We start from the raw sequence: 13,662 nt of genomic DNA, 5'->3' as shown, positions 1-13,662 counted from the left end.
CAGGCATCTCCCACCCAGCAAAATCAACCATCTTACCACCCAAAGCAACGTGCAACGAGTGAAGAGGCGTGCGTTTCGGTGACGTCATGATCCGGCCAACTTCCGATTATTTAAAGGTCAAAATGCATGACAGTCAGTCTGCCCCAAGCCGCATAGAATGCAATGATTCCGCCCGGTTTTTAGTGAAACACCGATCCGAAGAAGAGGCGGTATACAGACGCATGCACCATGAATGTTCCTATAGGAAACTTTTTTCCGTTAGGCAACAGTCCTCGTTTTCACCGGGTAAAAATCCATTCATCTTGCCAAAAGCCAAGAAGAGGGACTTCTCCGCTGATGCAACATCTTCTTCGGCAGTATTTTGCAAAGTGACGCTCAAGTGGAGAGTGTCCGCACGGCATGATCCAGAACTTCGAGCCCCGCAATCAAATCGGCCTCTGCCGTATCTTCGGCAAAGTCATGGCTGATTCCGCCGATCGAGGGCACGAACACCATCGCGACCGGCATCAATCGAGAAACGTTGGTGGCATCGTGCAAGGCCCCTGACGGCATTGTGCGCCACCTATTCGGAGCGACCCGCTCCGCACCGTTTTCGAGTGCGCGGCGCAAGGTTTGATCCATGGCGACGGGTTCCAGCCCCAGCATCGGGTCGTAGTCCAAATTCAGTCTCAGTTCCTCGGCCGTCTCATGAGCTGTCGCTCGAATGATCTCCTCCATCCGGGCCAAACGGTCTGCATCACCATCGCGCCATTGCATCGAGAAGCGAACCCGTCCCGGCACGATGGACGATGCGTTTGGATGCAGGTCGACCCGCCCGATAGTCCAGACAGTCTGCGGGGTGACAACATTGCGAAACCGCTCATTGAGCCGGGTGTTGAACAGGGACAGGGCCTGAAATGCGTCACGACGCAGGTGCATGGGAGTGGTGCCGGCGTGATTCTGCTGACCTTCGAAGGTGATCGACATATCGCGGATGCCAACGATATCGGTGACCACGCCAATCTGGCCTCCAGACGCGTCCAGCGAGGGGCCCTGTTCGATATGCATCTCTATGAAGCCAGTGAAACGGGACGGGTCCACGAAACCTTGCGCCAGGTCTGCCATGGATGATCGGGCCTGGCCAAAGCTGACACCGGCCCCATCCGTCAACACATCGGCTTTTTCCAGAGGTAACCCGCCCAACCAGACGGCCGAGCCAGTGGTCACACCAAACCGCCCCTCTTCATCCTGAAAGCTGACAACCGAAACGGGCCGGTCGCTGGAACGTGCGATTTCCAGCGCGGCAATGACGCCCAGCGCACCATCCAGCCAGCCCCCTTCAGGCTGACTGTCAGAATGTGATCCCAAAAGCAGCGAGGGGCCGGTCGCCAATCCGAACAGGTTGCCAACCGGGTCAAACTGCGGGGTCAGGTCTGCTTCGCGCATACGTCCGGCAAGCCACTGGCGCGCGGCGATATCCGCGTCCGAATAGGCGGGGCGGACAACCCCCTTGCCCACACCCGAGGCACCGAATTCACGCAACTTATGCAGGTCGGTCAGAAAACGCGTGTGATCGACGGTCATAAACCCCTCCGAAGACTTGTTCGGGGCGAACCATAGCCAGAAACAGAAAAGGGGCGAGGTTTTTTTCAACGGACATGAAACCCCTCTGGCACCGGAGGGGAACCTGCCCTAAGACTTCGGCGCAAGAGGGACCGACATGTCACATATCACATTGGTGCGTCACGGGCAGGCAAACACAACAGCACGGGACGAGGTAAGTTACGACAGGCTCAGCGACTTGGGGCATCAGCAGGCCCGCTGGCTGGGGGCGCATCTGCGTGATACCCGCAGCCATTATACCCGGGTCTATTGCGGCACCCTGACCCGCCACGCCGAGACAGCGGCCAGTATGGACTTGCCCAATCCAATCCGCGACGCACGACTGAACGAGATCGAGTATTTCACGCTGGCGCAATTGTTCGAGGACCAACACGGTGTCGCGATCCCCACGGACCGCGAAGGTTTTGTCGAACATCTGCCCAAAACGTTTGCGGCCTGGGCCAATGGCGAAATTGAGAACCCGCCGGAAACTTTCGTAGAATTCGAGACGCGCGTGCGCGACGCGCTGCACGAGATCGGAACCGAGGGCGGATCGGCCATTGTCGTGACCTCAGGCGGGTTAATTTCGATGGTGGTGCGTCAGGCGATGGGGTTGGATATCCCGTCAATGGCACGGGTGGCCCTTGCCATCATGAACACGTCAATGCATCGTCTGCACCCGATTGGCGCTCAACTGAGCCCGGTTCTTTTCAATGCCGTACCGCATTTGGAAGCCCCTGACCGACAGTTCGCGCAGACCCACCTGTAACCAGACCGGAGACGCCTGATGCAGCTCTACTATGCACCCCGTACCATCTCGGTCGCTGTTGCGATTGCCCTGGAAGAGGCTGGACTGGAATACGAAGCAATCAAGCTCGACTTCGCCGGGGGCGAGCAGACGAAACCGGCCTACAAACAGATCAATCCCAAGGGCCGCGTTCCGGCGCTGGTCGTTGATGGAGGCATCCTGACCGAGACCGGGGCTTTGCTGGAGTTTGTTGCCGCCAAGGCCCCCGAAGCAGGGCTGGTGCCTCCCGATCCGGTGATGGCCGCGCGGATGCGCGAAGTGATGTTCTACCTTGCCTCGACCATGCATGTGAATCATGCGCACAAGTTGCGCGGGCACCGCTGGGCCGACAAGAAATCCAGCTGGAAGGACATGAAAGACAAGGTCGCGCAAACGATGACCGAATCCTGCACTTACATCTCGTTGAACGGGCTGCGTGGACCATTTGTGCTGGGCGAGGCGTTCTCGCTGGCCGATGCTTACCTGTTCGTGGTGTGCAGCTGGCTGGAAGGCGACGGAGTCGACGTTTCGGCCTTTTCCAAAATCGTCGCCTTCCGTGAGGCGATGGAGGCACGTCCCTCGGTTCAGGCGGTGCGTGCAGCCGGAATGCTCTGACAAAAGGAAGTAAGATGACACATCTCTGGGTCCGGGTAGAACAGCGCCCGAACGAAGAACGGATTGGGCTGACACCGGAAGGTGCCGCCGCGCTGATCGCGGCTGGCATCCGCGTGACGGTCGAGGAAAGCCATGCCCGCGCCATCCCACTGGACGGCTACAAGGACGCTGGCTGCGAGACCGCGCCCGAGAATTCCTGGCCCGATGCCCCGCTGGACGCGATTATCTTCGGCCTCAAGGAACTGCCCGAAGACGGTACACCCCTACCCCACCGCCACATCATGTTCGGCCACGCCTACAAGGGCCAGCATTCGGGCCGCAAGCTGCTGGAGCGGTTCAAGGCCGGTGGCGGCACGCTTTATGATCTGGAATACCTCGTGGATGAGGATGGTCGCCGGGTTGCTGCATTCGGGTATTGGGCCGGTTATGCGGGTGCTGCCGTTACGCTCAAGACCTGGGCGGCGCAGCAACGAGGCGGGATATGCCCGCCCGTCGGTGTGTACGCAGGCAAGGATGCGCTGAACGCGGAACTTCTGGAAGAGCTTGACGCCACCGGTGCAGCGCGCCCGTGCGCCATCGTCATCGGAGCTTTGGGCCGTGTGGGCACCGGTGCCGCAGACCTGTGTGAGGCGATGGGCGTCGCGGTCACCAAATGGGACATGGCCGAGACGGCCAGCGGTGGACCTTTCCCAGAAATCCTTGACCATGATCTGTTCCTGAACTGCATTTTCGCGCGGCCCGGCACTCCGGTCTTTGTCCCGCGCCAGGCTCTGACAGCCCGCCGCAACCTGACAGCCATCGGCGACGTGGCCTGCGACCCGGACAGCGACTACAACCCGGTGCCCGTCTATGACCGCGCCACCACATGGGAAGCACCCGCCCTGCGCGTGGCCACCGACCCGGTGATGGACGTGATGGCAATCGACAACCTTCCGTCTATGCTGCCGGTTGAAAGCTCGGAAGACTACGCGGCGCAGCTTCTGCCGTCCCTGCTGACCCTGACCGATCTGGAAAAGGGTGTCTGGGGTCGCGCGCGGGACGAGTTCAACAAACATGTTTAGGCGAGCACACGCATGGAACACCTGATCGGAGGGGCGGCGGCGGTTCTGGGTACCATTTGCTGGTTGCCGCAGACCCTGAAAACCTGGCGCAGCCGCGAGACCAAGGATTTGTCTCTGCCCGCAAACCTGTTGATTCTGACCACCCTGACTTTGTGGCTGATCTATGGGTTGATGATCTCGGCGTGGCCGCTGATCCTCGGCAATGTGATATCGATCCTTCTTGTCGGTGCGATTGTGACCGCGAAATTGAAGTTCGGCTGAACAGCCTCAGAGGAGTTTTCTAATGACCATTCATTGGTGTGGCACCGGCCTCTCGGCCATTCCCGGCCTGCGCCGCCTGATCGAAGGCGGCCATAAGGTCGCCGTCTGGAACCGGACCATCGAAAAGGCCAAGGCCGAGGTCGGAGACCTGACCGACGACATCCGCGCCTTCGACATCGACGCGCTCGGCGCTGTATTGGAGAAGGGCGATGTTATCGTTTCGATGCTGCCGGGCGACTGGCACGTGCCATTGGCAGAACTGGCGATTTCGAAAGGAGCCAATTTCGTCTCGTCCTCGTATATCGCGCCCGAGATGCGCGCGCTGGATGACAAGGCGCGCGAGGCCGGTGTCGCACTGATCAACGAGGTCGGTCTGGACCCGGGCATCGATCACCTGATGGCGCATGCGCTGATCGACGACTACCGCGGTTCTGATGCATTCGATCCGAAAAACCACCTGAGCTTCATCTCATATTGCGGTGGCATTCCCAAACATCCGAACCCGTTCCGATACAAGTTCAGCTGGTCGCCGCTGGGCGTGCTGAAAGCACTGCGGTCGCCGTCGAAGTCGATCCGCGATTACGCGCCGCTGGACGTAACCCGCCCGTGGGATGCAATCAGCAGCTACATTGCCCCGCTGCCAGCACCGGAAAGCTTCGAAGTCTATCCGAACCGCGACTCGATCCCCTTCATGGCGCAATACCATTTCGAGGATCACTGGCCGGTCAAGGAATTCGTCCGCGGCACCCTGCGCTTGAACGGCTGGGCCGACGCGTGGTCGGATGTGTTCACCGAGATCGAAACCCTGTCTGGTCCCGAAGGAGATGCGCGTCTGAAAGAGATGTCGGACCAGTTCTGGGAGGAAAACGCCTATGACGAAGGCGAGCCTGATCGCGTTGTACTGTGCGTGGGATTGAAGGCCGAGAAAAACGGTATCCCCGTCTGGCACAAGACCTATGTCATGGACGCCTGGGGGGATGAGCGTGGGACGGCGATGGCGCGTCTGGTGTCCATTCCGGTCTCACTTGCCGTCGAGGCCGTATTGAACCGCGCCATCCCGGCCGGAGTTCACGCGGCCCCCAGTGATCCCAAGCTGGTGCAGGGGTGGATGAGCGAAATCAACAGGCTGGCCCAGCATCTGCAAATCGTCGATCACACGGCCTGAATGCAAAAAAGCCATTCCAGACAGTCTGGAATGGCTTTCATTGTTCTTCCTTATGCATGTTGTACTCATTCGGGTTTCTCTCACCCGACCTTTAGATATACCGCTGGATAGTATCTTCGATATCACTGCGGTTGATTCCGAGCTCTGACAATTGATGATCGGTCATTGCATTCAGATGCTGCGCTGCGCGGACAATATCAGGGCTGATCGAACGGATTCGCATTGCACGATCGAACAGCAAAAGCGCGCTGGCAGCCGGAGCCGATTGATTGGTGGGCGGTATGACGTCGAACATACTGGTAACCTCGCTAACAGGATCACGGGAGTTGGTTTCAGGTCACGCTGAGTGCTTTATCACTGCCGGTAAGGCTTGTTGTTATAAACACTCTCATATGCGCATCGTTTGATCTGATCCCGCTGGACGCCGATATCGGCCAGTTGCAGGTCATCAAGCTTTTCCAGATCCCGCACGGTTTTCGAGAAAATCCGGCGGCGGAAATGCTCAACCTTTGCATCCGCATAGTTTGAAAACAGACCGTCAAGCAGGCCACCCCGGCCTGCGAACGTTTGTGTATGTGACATGTCTTTCTCCTCCTGAACTTGATGTCATTGTCTTCCTGACATCAAATAAAGGAGGCATTCGTTAAGGACGCCATTCCAAAACATTAACGTGCGTTTAAAGATCCTGCGCTAGTGCCGGACCCGACTTTACCTGCTTTCGGTGGGCAAGACTGTCTGAATGGCAAAACGCGTCGCCGGATCGATGTTCCCAGCGGAAAGGAGAGCATCGAACCTGTGTTGCAAAGGAGAAAAGTCCCAATACCGAACCGCAATGGCGGTTTGCGCAGCCAGTGAAGTATCACGATCTAATACGCGGCCATAGATCTCCAGTATTTTAGCACGATGTTCGGGCATCGACGTGCCCGCATCAGACAGGGCTCGGATCAGGCTGCTTTTTTCGTCAAATGACAAGGTCGCTTGAGTAAGAGCTGCTTCGATCCTGGCAAGGGCTTCTGAACTGTCCGCTTCAATTCCCGCGAGTGCCCACTCCTCCAGATGCACCCCACCGTTCTGTAGCCGCGCCTTGTATCGCGCCCGAACAATAGAAACCGCAGTTTCGTCCGATTGTAACCCGAGTAGCCTGATCGATACCGGCGCATAGTTGAACCGCTGTAATGTCTGAACTTCCTGTAACAGCTGCTCCGTTGGTACAGCCAGTCCAGCGGCACGAACTAACTCGTATGGTGCACGACTGATCTCGACCATCGCCGTATCACGCAATATCCGGTCGGAATGTGTGAGAAAGCTGCCAAAGAAAGTCACTCGTTCGATGTCTTTCGTTTCACCCAGAATCCAGTTTTGCCCGTTGGTCTGAAGTGCGTCCAAAAACCGAGCCCGTTCCGGAGTAATCCGAAAAACCTTTTTCCAGCTCCGCGAAAACCCGCGACCGGCGGCATCGATGTCGTCGGTGCCGTATATCAGCAAAACGCGGGCCTCAGTATCCGATCGAAATGCCGCGCGTGTTGCGCTATCAATGAGAAAGGGAATATCTGGTAGCGACGAAAGCTTTCCCTGAGTTCCTTTGATAATGGTAACAGGCTGATACTTAAAAGCGTTATCAAACGCTGGCCGTGCCAGAATAACTACGTTCGCCGATAGTATGCGGTCAGCAAGCGTAAACTCCGGCAAAGTTAGGCAGATGCTGCATGCCTCCACAGGTCGGACGCTCGTAATCCCCAAAAAAATCGAGACAAAGAACCCGAAAAGCTGTGTCATACGTCGCAAGTTCCTGCCCCTAAATCCAAAACCCACCCTGTTCGTAGGTTGTAAACTAACTCAATTTGAGAGCATATGCCATTTCTTGAACGCCGGTGGCTTGGTCTAGGGGCGAACTATCGGTTTAGATTGCTTCATGACCTTGGGTCCCGTCTACATCAGATCATTTTCGACGTCCTCGGCCGATATCCCCAGCGCATCCAAACCATTCTCAAGATGATCGGACATGTGCGGAGTACCGATCAGGTAGTCGGCGCAGGGGGTTGAGGCCTCAGCCTTGGCAGTGGCAATCGCTTCGGCCAGATCTTCGGCGAAAAAACTCTCGCGGCCGATCCACATGATGGCAACCAGTTCGGCTTGCTCGTCTTCGCTCATACGTTCGATAAAGGCGCGCATTTCACCTTCTGCCCGGTTTAGCTCGCGCCCCATCATGGCTATCTGAGCGACCTTTCTTGCCGATATTTCCAACATGGATCATGTTCCTCGTGTTCGCGGTTGTCATGCCATCACAATCACCGAACACCACCCGAGTCTTTGATCTTACGCAAACAACGGCCCTAGTGCCGCGCCCGTGAAACCGGCTGGTCCGGTACCGGTTGCCTGCGAAACGGGCGAAAGGTTGCTTTTTTCAACCACAGCCTGAAAGCCTGCCAGACGATCAGTGCAAAGGTTCTCCGGGCGCCAAATGGTCGCCGCAGCAAGGACCACAGGATCACCCGGTTGGTCAGGGGCTGCCGCGGTCCGGTCAGCGTCGCGATCAGCCCACCACCAGCGCGGCCATAGTCGATCCAGACGCCGACCCGATCCGGGCGATAGTCAAAGCGGAACGTATAACTGCCTTCGATCTTCTGAAACGGTGAGACATGCATCAGCTTGTCTGCCACCACCCTGTCAGTCGGTTCGATGGCCGAGAAATCAGGTTTGTGACACAGGTAGCTATGACGGGTACCATAAGTATTGGTGACTTCGGCGACCACGGCATAAAGATGGTCACTGTCGTCAAAACAGAACCAAAAACTGACGGGATTGAAGACGTGCCCAAAAACGCGGGGTTGGGTCAGCAACTCGAAGCGCGCCGGTTGTTGTACCGACATCTCATCAAAACGCGCACGCAGCCAAAGCGCGCCTTCGCCCCGACCTGGCTCTCCTCCATGATCTCTGGTGCGCCAGTTCGTGAGGTTCGCGCGATCAACCGAAAACAGCAAGGGCGTGTTCTGTGCTGCTTCGGGATCCAGCACAATGTAGTCGACCGAGTAACGAAACGCGTTTTCGATCGCGCCCTTGCGCCCGTGGTAGGTGTGGCCCGCGATATGGTCTATTTCCTGCGTCATCCGTTGCTTTCCGGCCTTCTCGTAAACACCTTTAACTGCACTGAATTTCTTCAGATGCCGATTACCTTGATACGGAAATTTGCACAAATTGGATCATAATGTCCCTATAAATTGATCCGGCTTGGGTAACGCGCCGTATTGAGGTTATGTTTACCGAGATCGATACCGTGACCTTGGACGAACCTGCGGCTCAACCGGCCGCCCTTCAGCCTCGGCGCGAAAAGAAACGCATCAAGGGTGGACGGGTGAACGGAACCAACGGCAGGCGCGAGACGAGAACCGAATGGGTGGATCACGTCAGGCGCATCCGCGACGAGCAGGATCAGGCGGCATTTGCCGAGCTGTTCCAGCATTTCGCGCCGCGCATCAAGGCGTTCCTGATGAAGTCAGGGTCAGACGCCGCGATGGCGGAAGAGTGCGCCCAAGAGGTGATGGCGACCTTATGGCGCAAGTCCCATCTGTTCGACCCGACGCGGGCAACGGTGGCCACCTGGGTGTTCACCATCGCTCGGAACAAGCGCATTGACGTTCTGCGCAAGCAACGCCGCCCCGAACCCGAAGATCTGTGGTGGGGTCCCGAGGCCGAGCCTGAGCAGGACGATGTCATCGCGCTGCAACAGGAAACCGCGCAGCTGCGCACCGCTTTGACGGCGCTGCCGGACGCGCAGAGAGAACTGATCGAAAAGGCGTATTTCGGTGATCTGAGCCATCGGGAAATCGCGTCACAGACCGGCTTGCCGCTGGGAACGATCAAATCACGAATTAGGCTGGCGCTGGACCGCTTGCGCCATGCGATGAACTGAGATGGGTAACATGAGTAAGTCGATCAAACATCACCTGACAGATGACCTGTTGATGGCATATGCCGCAGGAAGTCTGCCCGAAGCCTTCGACCTGATGGTCGCGACGCATCTGTCTCTGTGCGACCATTGCCGTGCGCGGGCCGGGAGTTACGACGCCGTAGGTGGGCATGTTCTGGAGGAACAGACAGAATCAATCGCCATGAGTGATACATCTCTGGCCGCGACAATGGCATTAATCGCCAAAGGCGCACCAGCGGCAAAACCTGTGCGTCCGAATTGCCCAGTGTTGCCGGCGCCCTTGCAGGACTATGTCGGCGGGACTGTCTCTGATATCCGCTGGAGACCCGTCGGCATGGGCGTAAAGCAAGCCATCCTGCCGACGACAAAGGATGCGACGGCCCGCTTGCTGCTCATTCCAGCCGGTGCTGCCGTTCCTGATCACGGGCATCATGGAATGGAACTGACGATGGTGCTTCAGGGCGCTTTCTCAGACGAAGTGGATCACTTCGCCCGTGGCGACGTCGAGATCGCAGACGAGGATTTGGAACACACACCTTTGGCGGACATTTCGGAAGATTGCATTTGTCTGGCGGTTACGGATGCACCGTTGAAGTTCAACAAGCTGATGCCGCGCCTGTTCCAGCCCTTTCTGCGCATCTGAATTTGCCTGCGATCCCCGCGCAAGGCGTGTTTTGAAAGGAATGATCATGTTCGGAAGACTTCTTGTATCCGCCCTTCTCGTTGCAGTCGCGCCCGTCGTCTCGGCCCAAATGTCGGCCGAGGTTCAGTTTCAGCCCGGCAATTATGGAACCATGGTCAGTGGGACCATCTCAGGAGATGAGTACTTCGACTATACGCTTGGCGCCAAAACCGGGCAGGAGATGTTTGCCGATCTTCAGGTCAGCGATACCAATGGTAACGGCGTGATCTATTTCAACATCCTGCCGCCAGGCAGCGACGGTGTCGCGATCTATAACGGATCGATCGACGGCAACACCGCCCGGATCAATCTGCCCGAAGATGGAGACTATACGATCCGCGTCTATCTGATGGGCAATGACAGGGACACCGGTAAAACCGTAGGGTACAATCTGGACCTGTCCATCCAATAGATTTCAACCTTCGTGTCTCGCAAGGGGCACAACGTCAGTTTCGGCCTTCGTCTCGATTTCTTCAAAATCGAAATTGTCCAGACGCTGCGCACGGCGGCCTGCCTTTTCGGCGCTGATCTTGATCTCTGAGATATCCTTGGCCGCCTGCCCGAAATGACGATCCAGGTTCGAGACGCGATCACCCAGGCGGTCCACATCCTTATGCAGCAGCCCCAACTCTTTGCGTATTGCACCGGCCTGTTCGCGCATACGCGCATCTTTCAGGATCGCCCGCATGGTATTCAGCGTGGCCATGCACGTGGTCGGGGACACGATCCAGACCCGCGCGGCGAACCCCTCGCGCACAACGTCGGGAAGACGGGCGTGCAGCTCGGCATAAATCGCTTCGGACGGCACGAACATCAAAGCACCGTCCGCGGTTTCCCCATCCAGGATGTACTTCTCGGAAATCGCATTGATATGCACTTTCACCGCTGCGCCGAATGCCCGCAGGCATCTATCGACATCCACCTTCGTCTGCGCAGCGGCCAGCGCCTCGAAATCCTCCAAAGGGAATTTTGCGTCGATCACGATCGGTCCCGGCGGGTTCGGCAGGTGAATCAGGCAATCCGCCCGCCTGCCGTTCGACAATGTGGCTTGCAGCGAATAACTGTCAGCGGGCAGCGCCTTGGACACGATATCGTTCAGCTGGATTTCCCCGAACATCCCGCGCCTCTGTTTGTTCGACAGGATATCCTGCAAAGACAGCACATCGCCCGACAGTTTGGTTATATTGTCCTGCGCCTTGTCGATGGCGGCCAGACGTTCCTGCAATTGGGTCAGCGAGGTCGCCGTCTGTTTCGACGAGCCATGCAACGTCTCTTTCATCCGTTCCTGCATCTCGGCCAGCGCACGCGCCGATTTCATCGCATTATCCGCCAGCCGGTCATTCATCTGCTGCTGGACCGAAGCCAAACGCGCCTCGACCGTCTGAATCACCTGCATCTGCGCGTTGGCCTGAGTGTCCGAGACATGCTGAAGGCCGCCGCGCAACTGTTCCTGTCCCTGGCCCAGTTGCTGGACGTGCTGACCCAGATGCGCCATCTGCCGCGCCAGAGGTTCCGCCATCCGGGCCGAGCGGTTGGCCGCCCGCAACGACAGGAACAGCAGCAGCAGAATCAATGCCACCACGCCACCCACGGTCAGTAACACGGGATCATTCAACGCCATCTCAGTGCCTGCAATTTGGATCATGGGATTCAACTTGTTCTCGTTTTGTTTCCATCTTGTTAAGCCATGTTTGAAACCAGATCAACTGCGTCCAAACAGGCGTTCGATATCGCTGAGTTTAAGTTCCACATATGTTGGTCGCCCATGGTTGCACTGGCCGGAATGCGGCGTCGCCTCCATCTCGCGCAGCAGGGCATTCATTTCTTCGGCGCGCATCCGACGACCGGATCGGATCGACCCATGGCAGGCCACACGGCTTAGGATCGCCTCGATCCTTGACTGCACCATCTGACTTTCACCCTGATCCGCGAGTTCATCCAGGATATCGAGGATCATCGCCCGCGCATCGACTTCGCCCAGAATGGCAGGGGTTTCGCGTACGGCAATGGCGCTTCCACCGAAGGGTTCGATGGTTAAGCCAAAGCGCGTCAAATCATCTGCGACGGCCATCAGGCGGGCGCAATCCCCTTCGGACAATTCCACGATTTCCGGAATCAGCAGGGCCTGCGCCGCGACGCCATTCTCGGCCATCTGCGTTTTCAGCTTTTCATAAACCAGCCGTTCATGTGCAGCATGTTGATCTACGATCACCAGGCCATCGGCGGTCTGAGCAATGATGTAATTCTCATGCACCTGTCCGCGGGCTGCACCAAGCGGCAGATCCTTCGCCTGAGGCTGCTCCTGAATCTCGGCGACCTGTGCAATCGGAGTCGGCTCGACAATGCTGCCACTGTAGTCGTTGGCCAGTTCGGCAAATCCCGGAGCCTGCGGACGAAACGCCGCCGTGCGCGCGGCAGGCGACGGGCGATCCATCTGATAAACCCGCGCAGGTGCCGGCTGTGCCGGTTCCGGCCGCATTGCGCCCAGCGTCGCATTTGCGACGGTCGAGGATGCCCTGTGCCCGGCTTCCGCCAAAGCATGGCGCAGGCTGGAAACGATCAGTCCCCGCGCAATACCGGGATCTCGGAACCGGACCTCGGATTTGGCAGGGTGGACGTTCACGTCAACCAGCGTGGGGTCGCAGTCGATGAACAAAGCCGCAGCCGGGTGGCGGTCGCGGCTCAGGAAATCGAAATAAGCCGCCCGCAGCGCGCCGGTCAGCATCTTGTCGCGCACGGGGCGTCCGTTGACGAAAAGGTACTGTGCCACGGCAGCGCCCCGCGAATAGGTCGGCAGGGCGGCGTAGCCGTAAAGACGGATGCCTTCACGTGTGGCATCAATCTGCAAGGAGTTTTCTGCAAATTCGCGCCCGATCACGCGGGCCAGTCGGGCGTGGAGCGCATCAAACAGGTCTCCGTTCTCGCGATCCGCGCGAAAAGTCACGCGACCCTCTCCGCCACCGGACACATCTCGCAAGGTAAATGTCACGGAAGGTTCGGCCATGGCCAGCCGTTTCACTATGTCGGTGATTGCCTGCCCCTCGGCCCGGTCGGTGCGCATGAATTTCAGGCGGGCCGGTGTGGCGTAGAACAGATCGCGCAGTTCGACCACAGTCCCCGTGCGCAGTGCGGCGGGTTTGACCGCATCCATTTTGCCACCCGCGACGTGCACCTGCGCCGCATCCGCGCCGGGAACGCGGCTGGTTATGGTCAGACGCCCGACGGCCCCCAAGGACGGCAGAGCCTCGCCCCGAAAGCCGAAAGTGTGGATGTTCAGCAGGTCCGACCCGTCAGTCTTTGACGTGGCATGGCGGGACAAGGCCAGCGGAAGATCTTCCGCCGAGATACCGCACCCATCATCCGTGACACGGATCAGGGTCTTGCCACCATCGGCAACATCGATGGCAATCCGGGTGGCCCTTGCATCGATTGCGTTCTCGACCAGTTCCTTGACCGCCGAGGCCGGTCGTTCCACCACCTCACCAGCCGCGATGCGGTTGATTGCGGCATCATCGAGCTGCTTAATCACGGGGCGTTTTTCGCCGATATTGGGGTTTGCCTGGGCCATACCCCTAGACCTAG

16 protein-coding genes are annotated in these 13,662 nt (G+C 58.1%); 8 read left to right on the top strand and 8 right to left on the bottom strand.

Features of this window, described 5'->3' with window-relative positions:
- Nucleotides 1-375: 375 nt before the first annotated feature.
- On the bottom strand, nt 376-1,563 hold the full coding sequence (locus AC2FJB_RS14670) for a Zn-dependent hydrolase (protein ID WP_496718950.1): 1,188 nt from the start codon (nt 1,561-1,563) through the stop codon (nt 376-378).
- A gap of 136 nt (nt 1,564-1,699) precedes the next feature.
- Between AC2FJB_RS14670 and AC2FJB_RS14665 the strand changes: the two genes are divergently transcribed.
- The 5 genes from AC2FJB_RS14665 to AC2FJB_RS14645 are packed head-to-tail and all read left to right on the top strand — an operon-like array spanning nt 1,700 to nt 5,470.
- Nucleotides 1,700-2,350 carry a histidine phosphatase family protein gene (locus tag AC2FJB_RS14665; RefSeq protein ID WP_299640004.1) on the top strand — a complete coding sequence of 217 codons (651 nt, stop codon included), beginning with the start codon at nt 1,700-1,702 and terminating at the stop codon, nt 2,348-2,350.
- Nucleotides 2,351-2,368: 18 nt separating this feature from the next.
- Nucleotides 2,369-2,983 (top strand): glutathione S-transferase family protein, encoded by a 615-nt coding sequence (locus tag AC2FJB_RS14660; protein ID WP_496718948.1) that lies wholly within the window; start codon nt 2,369-2,371, stop codon nt 2,981-2,983.
- Nucleotides 2,984-2,997: 14 nt separating this feature from the next.
- Complete coding sequence (locus AC2FJB_RS14655) at nt 2,998-4,044, top strand: saccharopine dehydrogenase (RefSeq protein ID WP_496718947.1); 1,047 nt, start codon at nt 2,998-3,000, stop codon at nt 4,042-4,044.
- 12 nt (nt 4,045-4,056) lie between these two features.
- A complete protein-coding gene (locus tag AC2FJB_RS14650; RefSeq protein WP_117871884.1) occupies nt 4,057-4,305 on the top strand; it encodes a SemiSWEET family sugar transporter in 249 nt (82 codons plus the stop codon).
- Nucleotides 4,306-4,327: 22 nt separating this feature from the next.
- Nucleotides 4,328-5,470, top strand: a complete 1,143-nt coding sequence (locus AC2FJB_RS14645; RefSeq protein WP_496718946.1) for a saccharopine dehydrogenase family protein — start codon at nt 4,328-4,330, stop codon at nt 5,468-5,470.
- 91 nt (nt 5,471-5,561) lie between these two features.
- Here the strand turns inward: AC2FJB_RS14645 and AC2FJB_RS14640 are convergent, their stop codons facing one another.
- From AC2FJB_RS14640 to AC2FJB_RS14620, 5 genes are all read right to left on the bottom strand, one after another.
- Nucleotides 5,562-5,765 carry a DUF1127 domain-containing protein gene (locus AC2FJB_RS14640; RefSeq protein ID WP_117871880.1) on the bottom strand — a complete coding sequence of 68 codons (204 nt, stop codon included), beginning with the start codon at nt 5,763-5,765 and terminating at the stop codon, nt 5,562-5,564.
- A 59-nt stretch (nt 5,766-5,824) separates the two neighbouring features.
- A complete protein-coding gene (locus AC2FJB_RS14635) occupies nt 5,825-6,052 on the bottom strand; it encodes a YjiS-like domain-containing protein (protein ID WP_299899449.1) in 228 nt (75 codons plus the stop codon).
- A 126-nt stretch (nt 6,053-6,178) separates the two neighbouring features.
- Nucleotides 6,179-7,246, bottom strand: coding sequence for a hypothetical protein (locus AC2FJB_RS14630; RefSeq protein ID WP_496718945.1), 1,068 nt, complete (start codon nt 7,244-7,246; stop codon nt 6,179-6,181).
- 153 nt (nt 7,247-7,399) lie between these two features.
- Nucleotides 7,400-7,717: a DUF3775 domain-containing protein gene (locus AC2FJB_RS14625; RefSeq protein WP_117871872.1), complete on the bottom strand. Its 318-nt coding sequence runs from the start codon at nt 7,715-7,717 to the stop codon at nt 7,400-7,402.
- Nucleotides 7,718-7,803: 86 nt separating this feature from the next.
- A complete protein-coding gene (locus AC2FJB_RS14620) occupies nt 7,804-8,577 on the bottom strand; it encodes a DUF1365 domain-containing protein (RefSeq protein WP_496718944.1) in 774 nt (257 codons plus the stop codon).
- Nucleotides 8,578-8,723: 146 nt separating this feature from the next.
- Here AC2FJB_RS14620 and AC2FJB_RS14615 point away from each other — a divergent pair, with 146 nt between their 5' ends.
- Genes AC2FJB_RS14615 through AC2FJB_RS14605 form a run of 3 tightly spaced genes read left to right on the top strand, consistent with a single transcriptional unit; the run spans nt 8,724 to nt 10,492 of the window.
- Nucleotides 8,724-9,380 (top strand): sigma-70 family RNA polymerase sigma factor, encoded by a 657-nt coding sequence (locus AC2FJB_RS14615; protein ID WP_117871868.1) that lies wholly within the window; start codon nt 8,724-8,726, stop codon nt 9,378-9,380.
- 10 nt (nt 9,381-9,390) lie between these two features.
- Complete coding sequence (locus AC2FJB_RS14610; protein WP_299899456.1) at nt 9,391-10,041, top strand: ChrR family anti-sigma-E factor; 651 nt, start codon at nt 9,391-9,393, stop codon at nt 10,039-10,041.
- A gap of 46 nt (nt 10,042-10,087) precedes the next feature.
- On the top strand, nt 10,088-10,492 hold the full coding sequence (locus tag AC2FJB_RS14605; RefSeq protein ID WP_496718943.1) for a hypothetical protein: 405 nt from the start codon (nt 10,088-10,090) through the stop codon (nt 10,490-10,492).
- 3 nt (nt 10,493-10,495) lie between these two features.
- Here AC2FJB_RS14605 and AC2FJB_RS14600 read toward each other — a convergent pair whose 3' ends face one another.
- On the bottom strand, nt 10,496-11,725 hold the full coding sequence (locus AC2FJB_RS14600) for a DNA recombination protein RmuC (protein ID WP_117871864.1): 1,230 nt from the start codon (nt 11,723-11,725) through the stop codon (nt 10,496-10,498).
- Between the two features lie 57 nt (nt 11,726-11,782).
- Nucleotides 11,783-13,648, bottom strand: a complete 1,866-nt coding sequence (gene mutL, locus AC2FJB_RS14595; protein WP_496718942.1) for a DNA mismatch repair endonuclease MutL — start codon at nt 13,646-13,648, stop codon at nt 11,783-11,785.
- Between the last annotated feature and the right edge of the window lie 14 nt (nt 13,649-13,662).

The organism is Ruegeria sp. CDSC085 (assembly GCF_059610465.1).
The sequence above is the reverse complement of the archived record's forward strand: the minus strand, read 5'-3'. Positions and strand labels throughout refer to the sequence as shown.

Coding starts and splice junctions, on each gene's coding strand:
- AC2FJB_RS14620 (WP_496718944.1), bottom strand. CDS start 8,577: ATGACGCAGGAAATAGACCATATCGCGGGCCACACCTACCACGGGCGC.
- AC2FJB_RS14660 (WP_496718948.1), top strand. CDS start 2,369: ATGCAGCTCTACTATGCACCCCGTACCATCTCGGTCGCTGTTGCGATT.
- AC2FJB_RS14670 (WP_496718950.1), bottom strand. CDS start 1,563: ATGACCGTCGATCACACGCGTTTTCTGACCGACCTGCATAAGTTGCGT.
- AC2FJB_RS14625 (WP_117871872.1), bottom strand. CDS start 7,717: ATGTTGGAAATATCGGCAAGAAAGGTCGCTCAGATAGCCATGATGGGG.
- AC2FJB_RS14605 (WP_496718943.1), top strand. CDS start 10,088: ATGTTCGGAAGACTTCTTGTATCCGCCCTTCTCGTTGCAGTCGCGCCC.
- AC2FJB_RS14615 (WP_117871868.1), top strand. CDS start 8,724: ATGTTTACCGAGATCGATACCGTGACCTTGGACGAACCTGCGGCTCAA.
- AC2FJB_RS14640 (WP_117871880.1), bottom strand. CDS start 5,765: ATGTTCGACGTCATACCGCCCACCAATCAATCGGCTCCGGCTGCCAGC.
- AC2FJB_RS14645 (WP_496718946.1), top strand. CDS start 4,328: ATGACCATTCATTGGTGTGGCACCGGCCTCTCGGCCATTCCCGGCCTG.
- AC2FJB_RS14655 (WP_496718947.1), top strand. CDS start 2,998: ATGACACATCTCTGGGTCCGGGTAGAACAGCGCCCGAACGAAGAACGG.
- AC2FJB_RS14610 (WP_299899456.1), top strand. CDS start 9,391: ATGAGTAAGTCGATCAAACATCACCTGACAGATGACCTGTTGATGGCA.
- AC2FJB_RS14635 (WP_299899449.1), bottom strand. CDS start 6,052: ATGTCACATACACAAACGTTCGCAGGCCGGGGTGGCCTGCTTGACGGT.
- AC2FJB_RS14600 (WP_117871864.1), bottom strand. CDS start 11,725: ATGATCCAAATTGCAGGCACTGAGATGGCGTTGAATGATCCCGTGTTA.
- mutL (WP_496718942.1), bottom strand. CDS start 13,648: ATGGCCCAGGCAAACCCCAATATCGGCGAAAAACGCCCCGTGATTAAG.
- AC2FJB_RS14665 (WP_299640004.1), top strand. CDS start 1,700: ATGTCACATATCACATTGGTGCGTCACGGGCAGGCAAACACAACAGCA.
- AC2FJB_RS14630 (WP_496718945.1), bottom strand. CDS start 7,246: ATGACACAGCTTTTCGGGTTCTTTGTCTCGATTTTTTTGGGGATTACG.
- AC2FJB_RS14650 (WP_117871884.1), top strand. CDS start 4,057: ATGGAACACCTGATCGGAGGGGCGGCGGCGGTTCTGGGTACCATTTGC.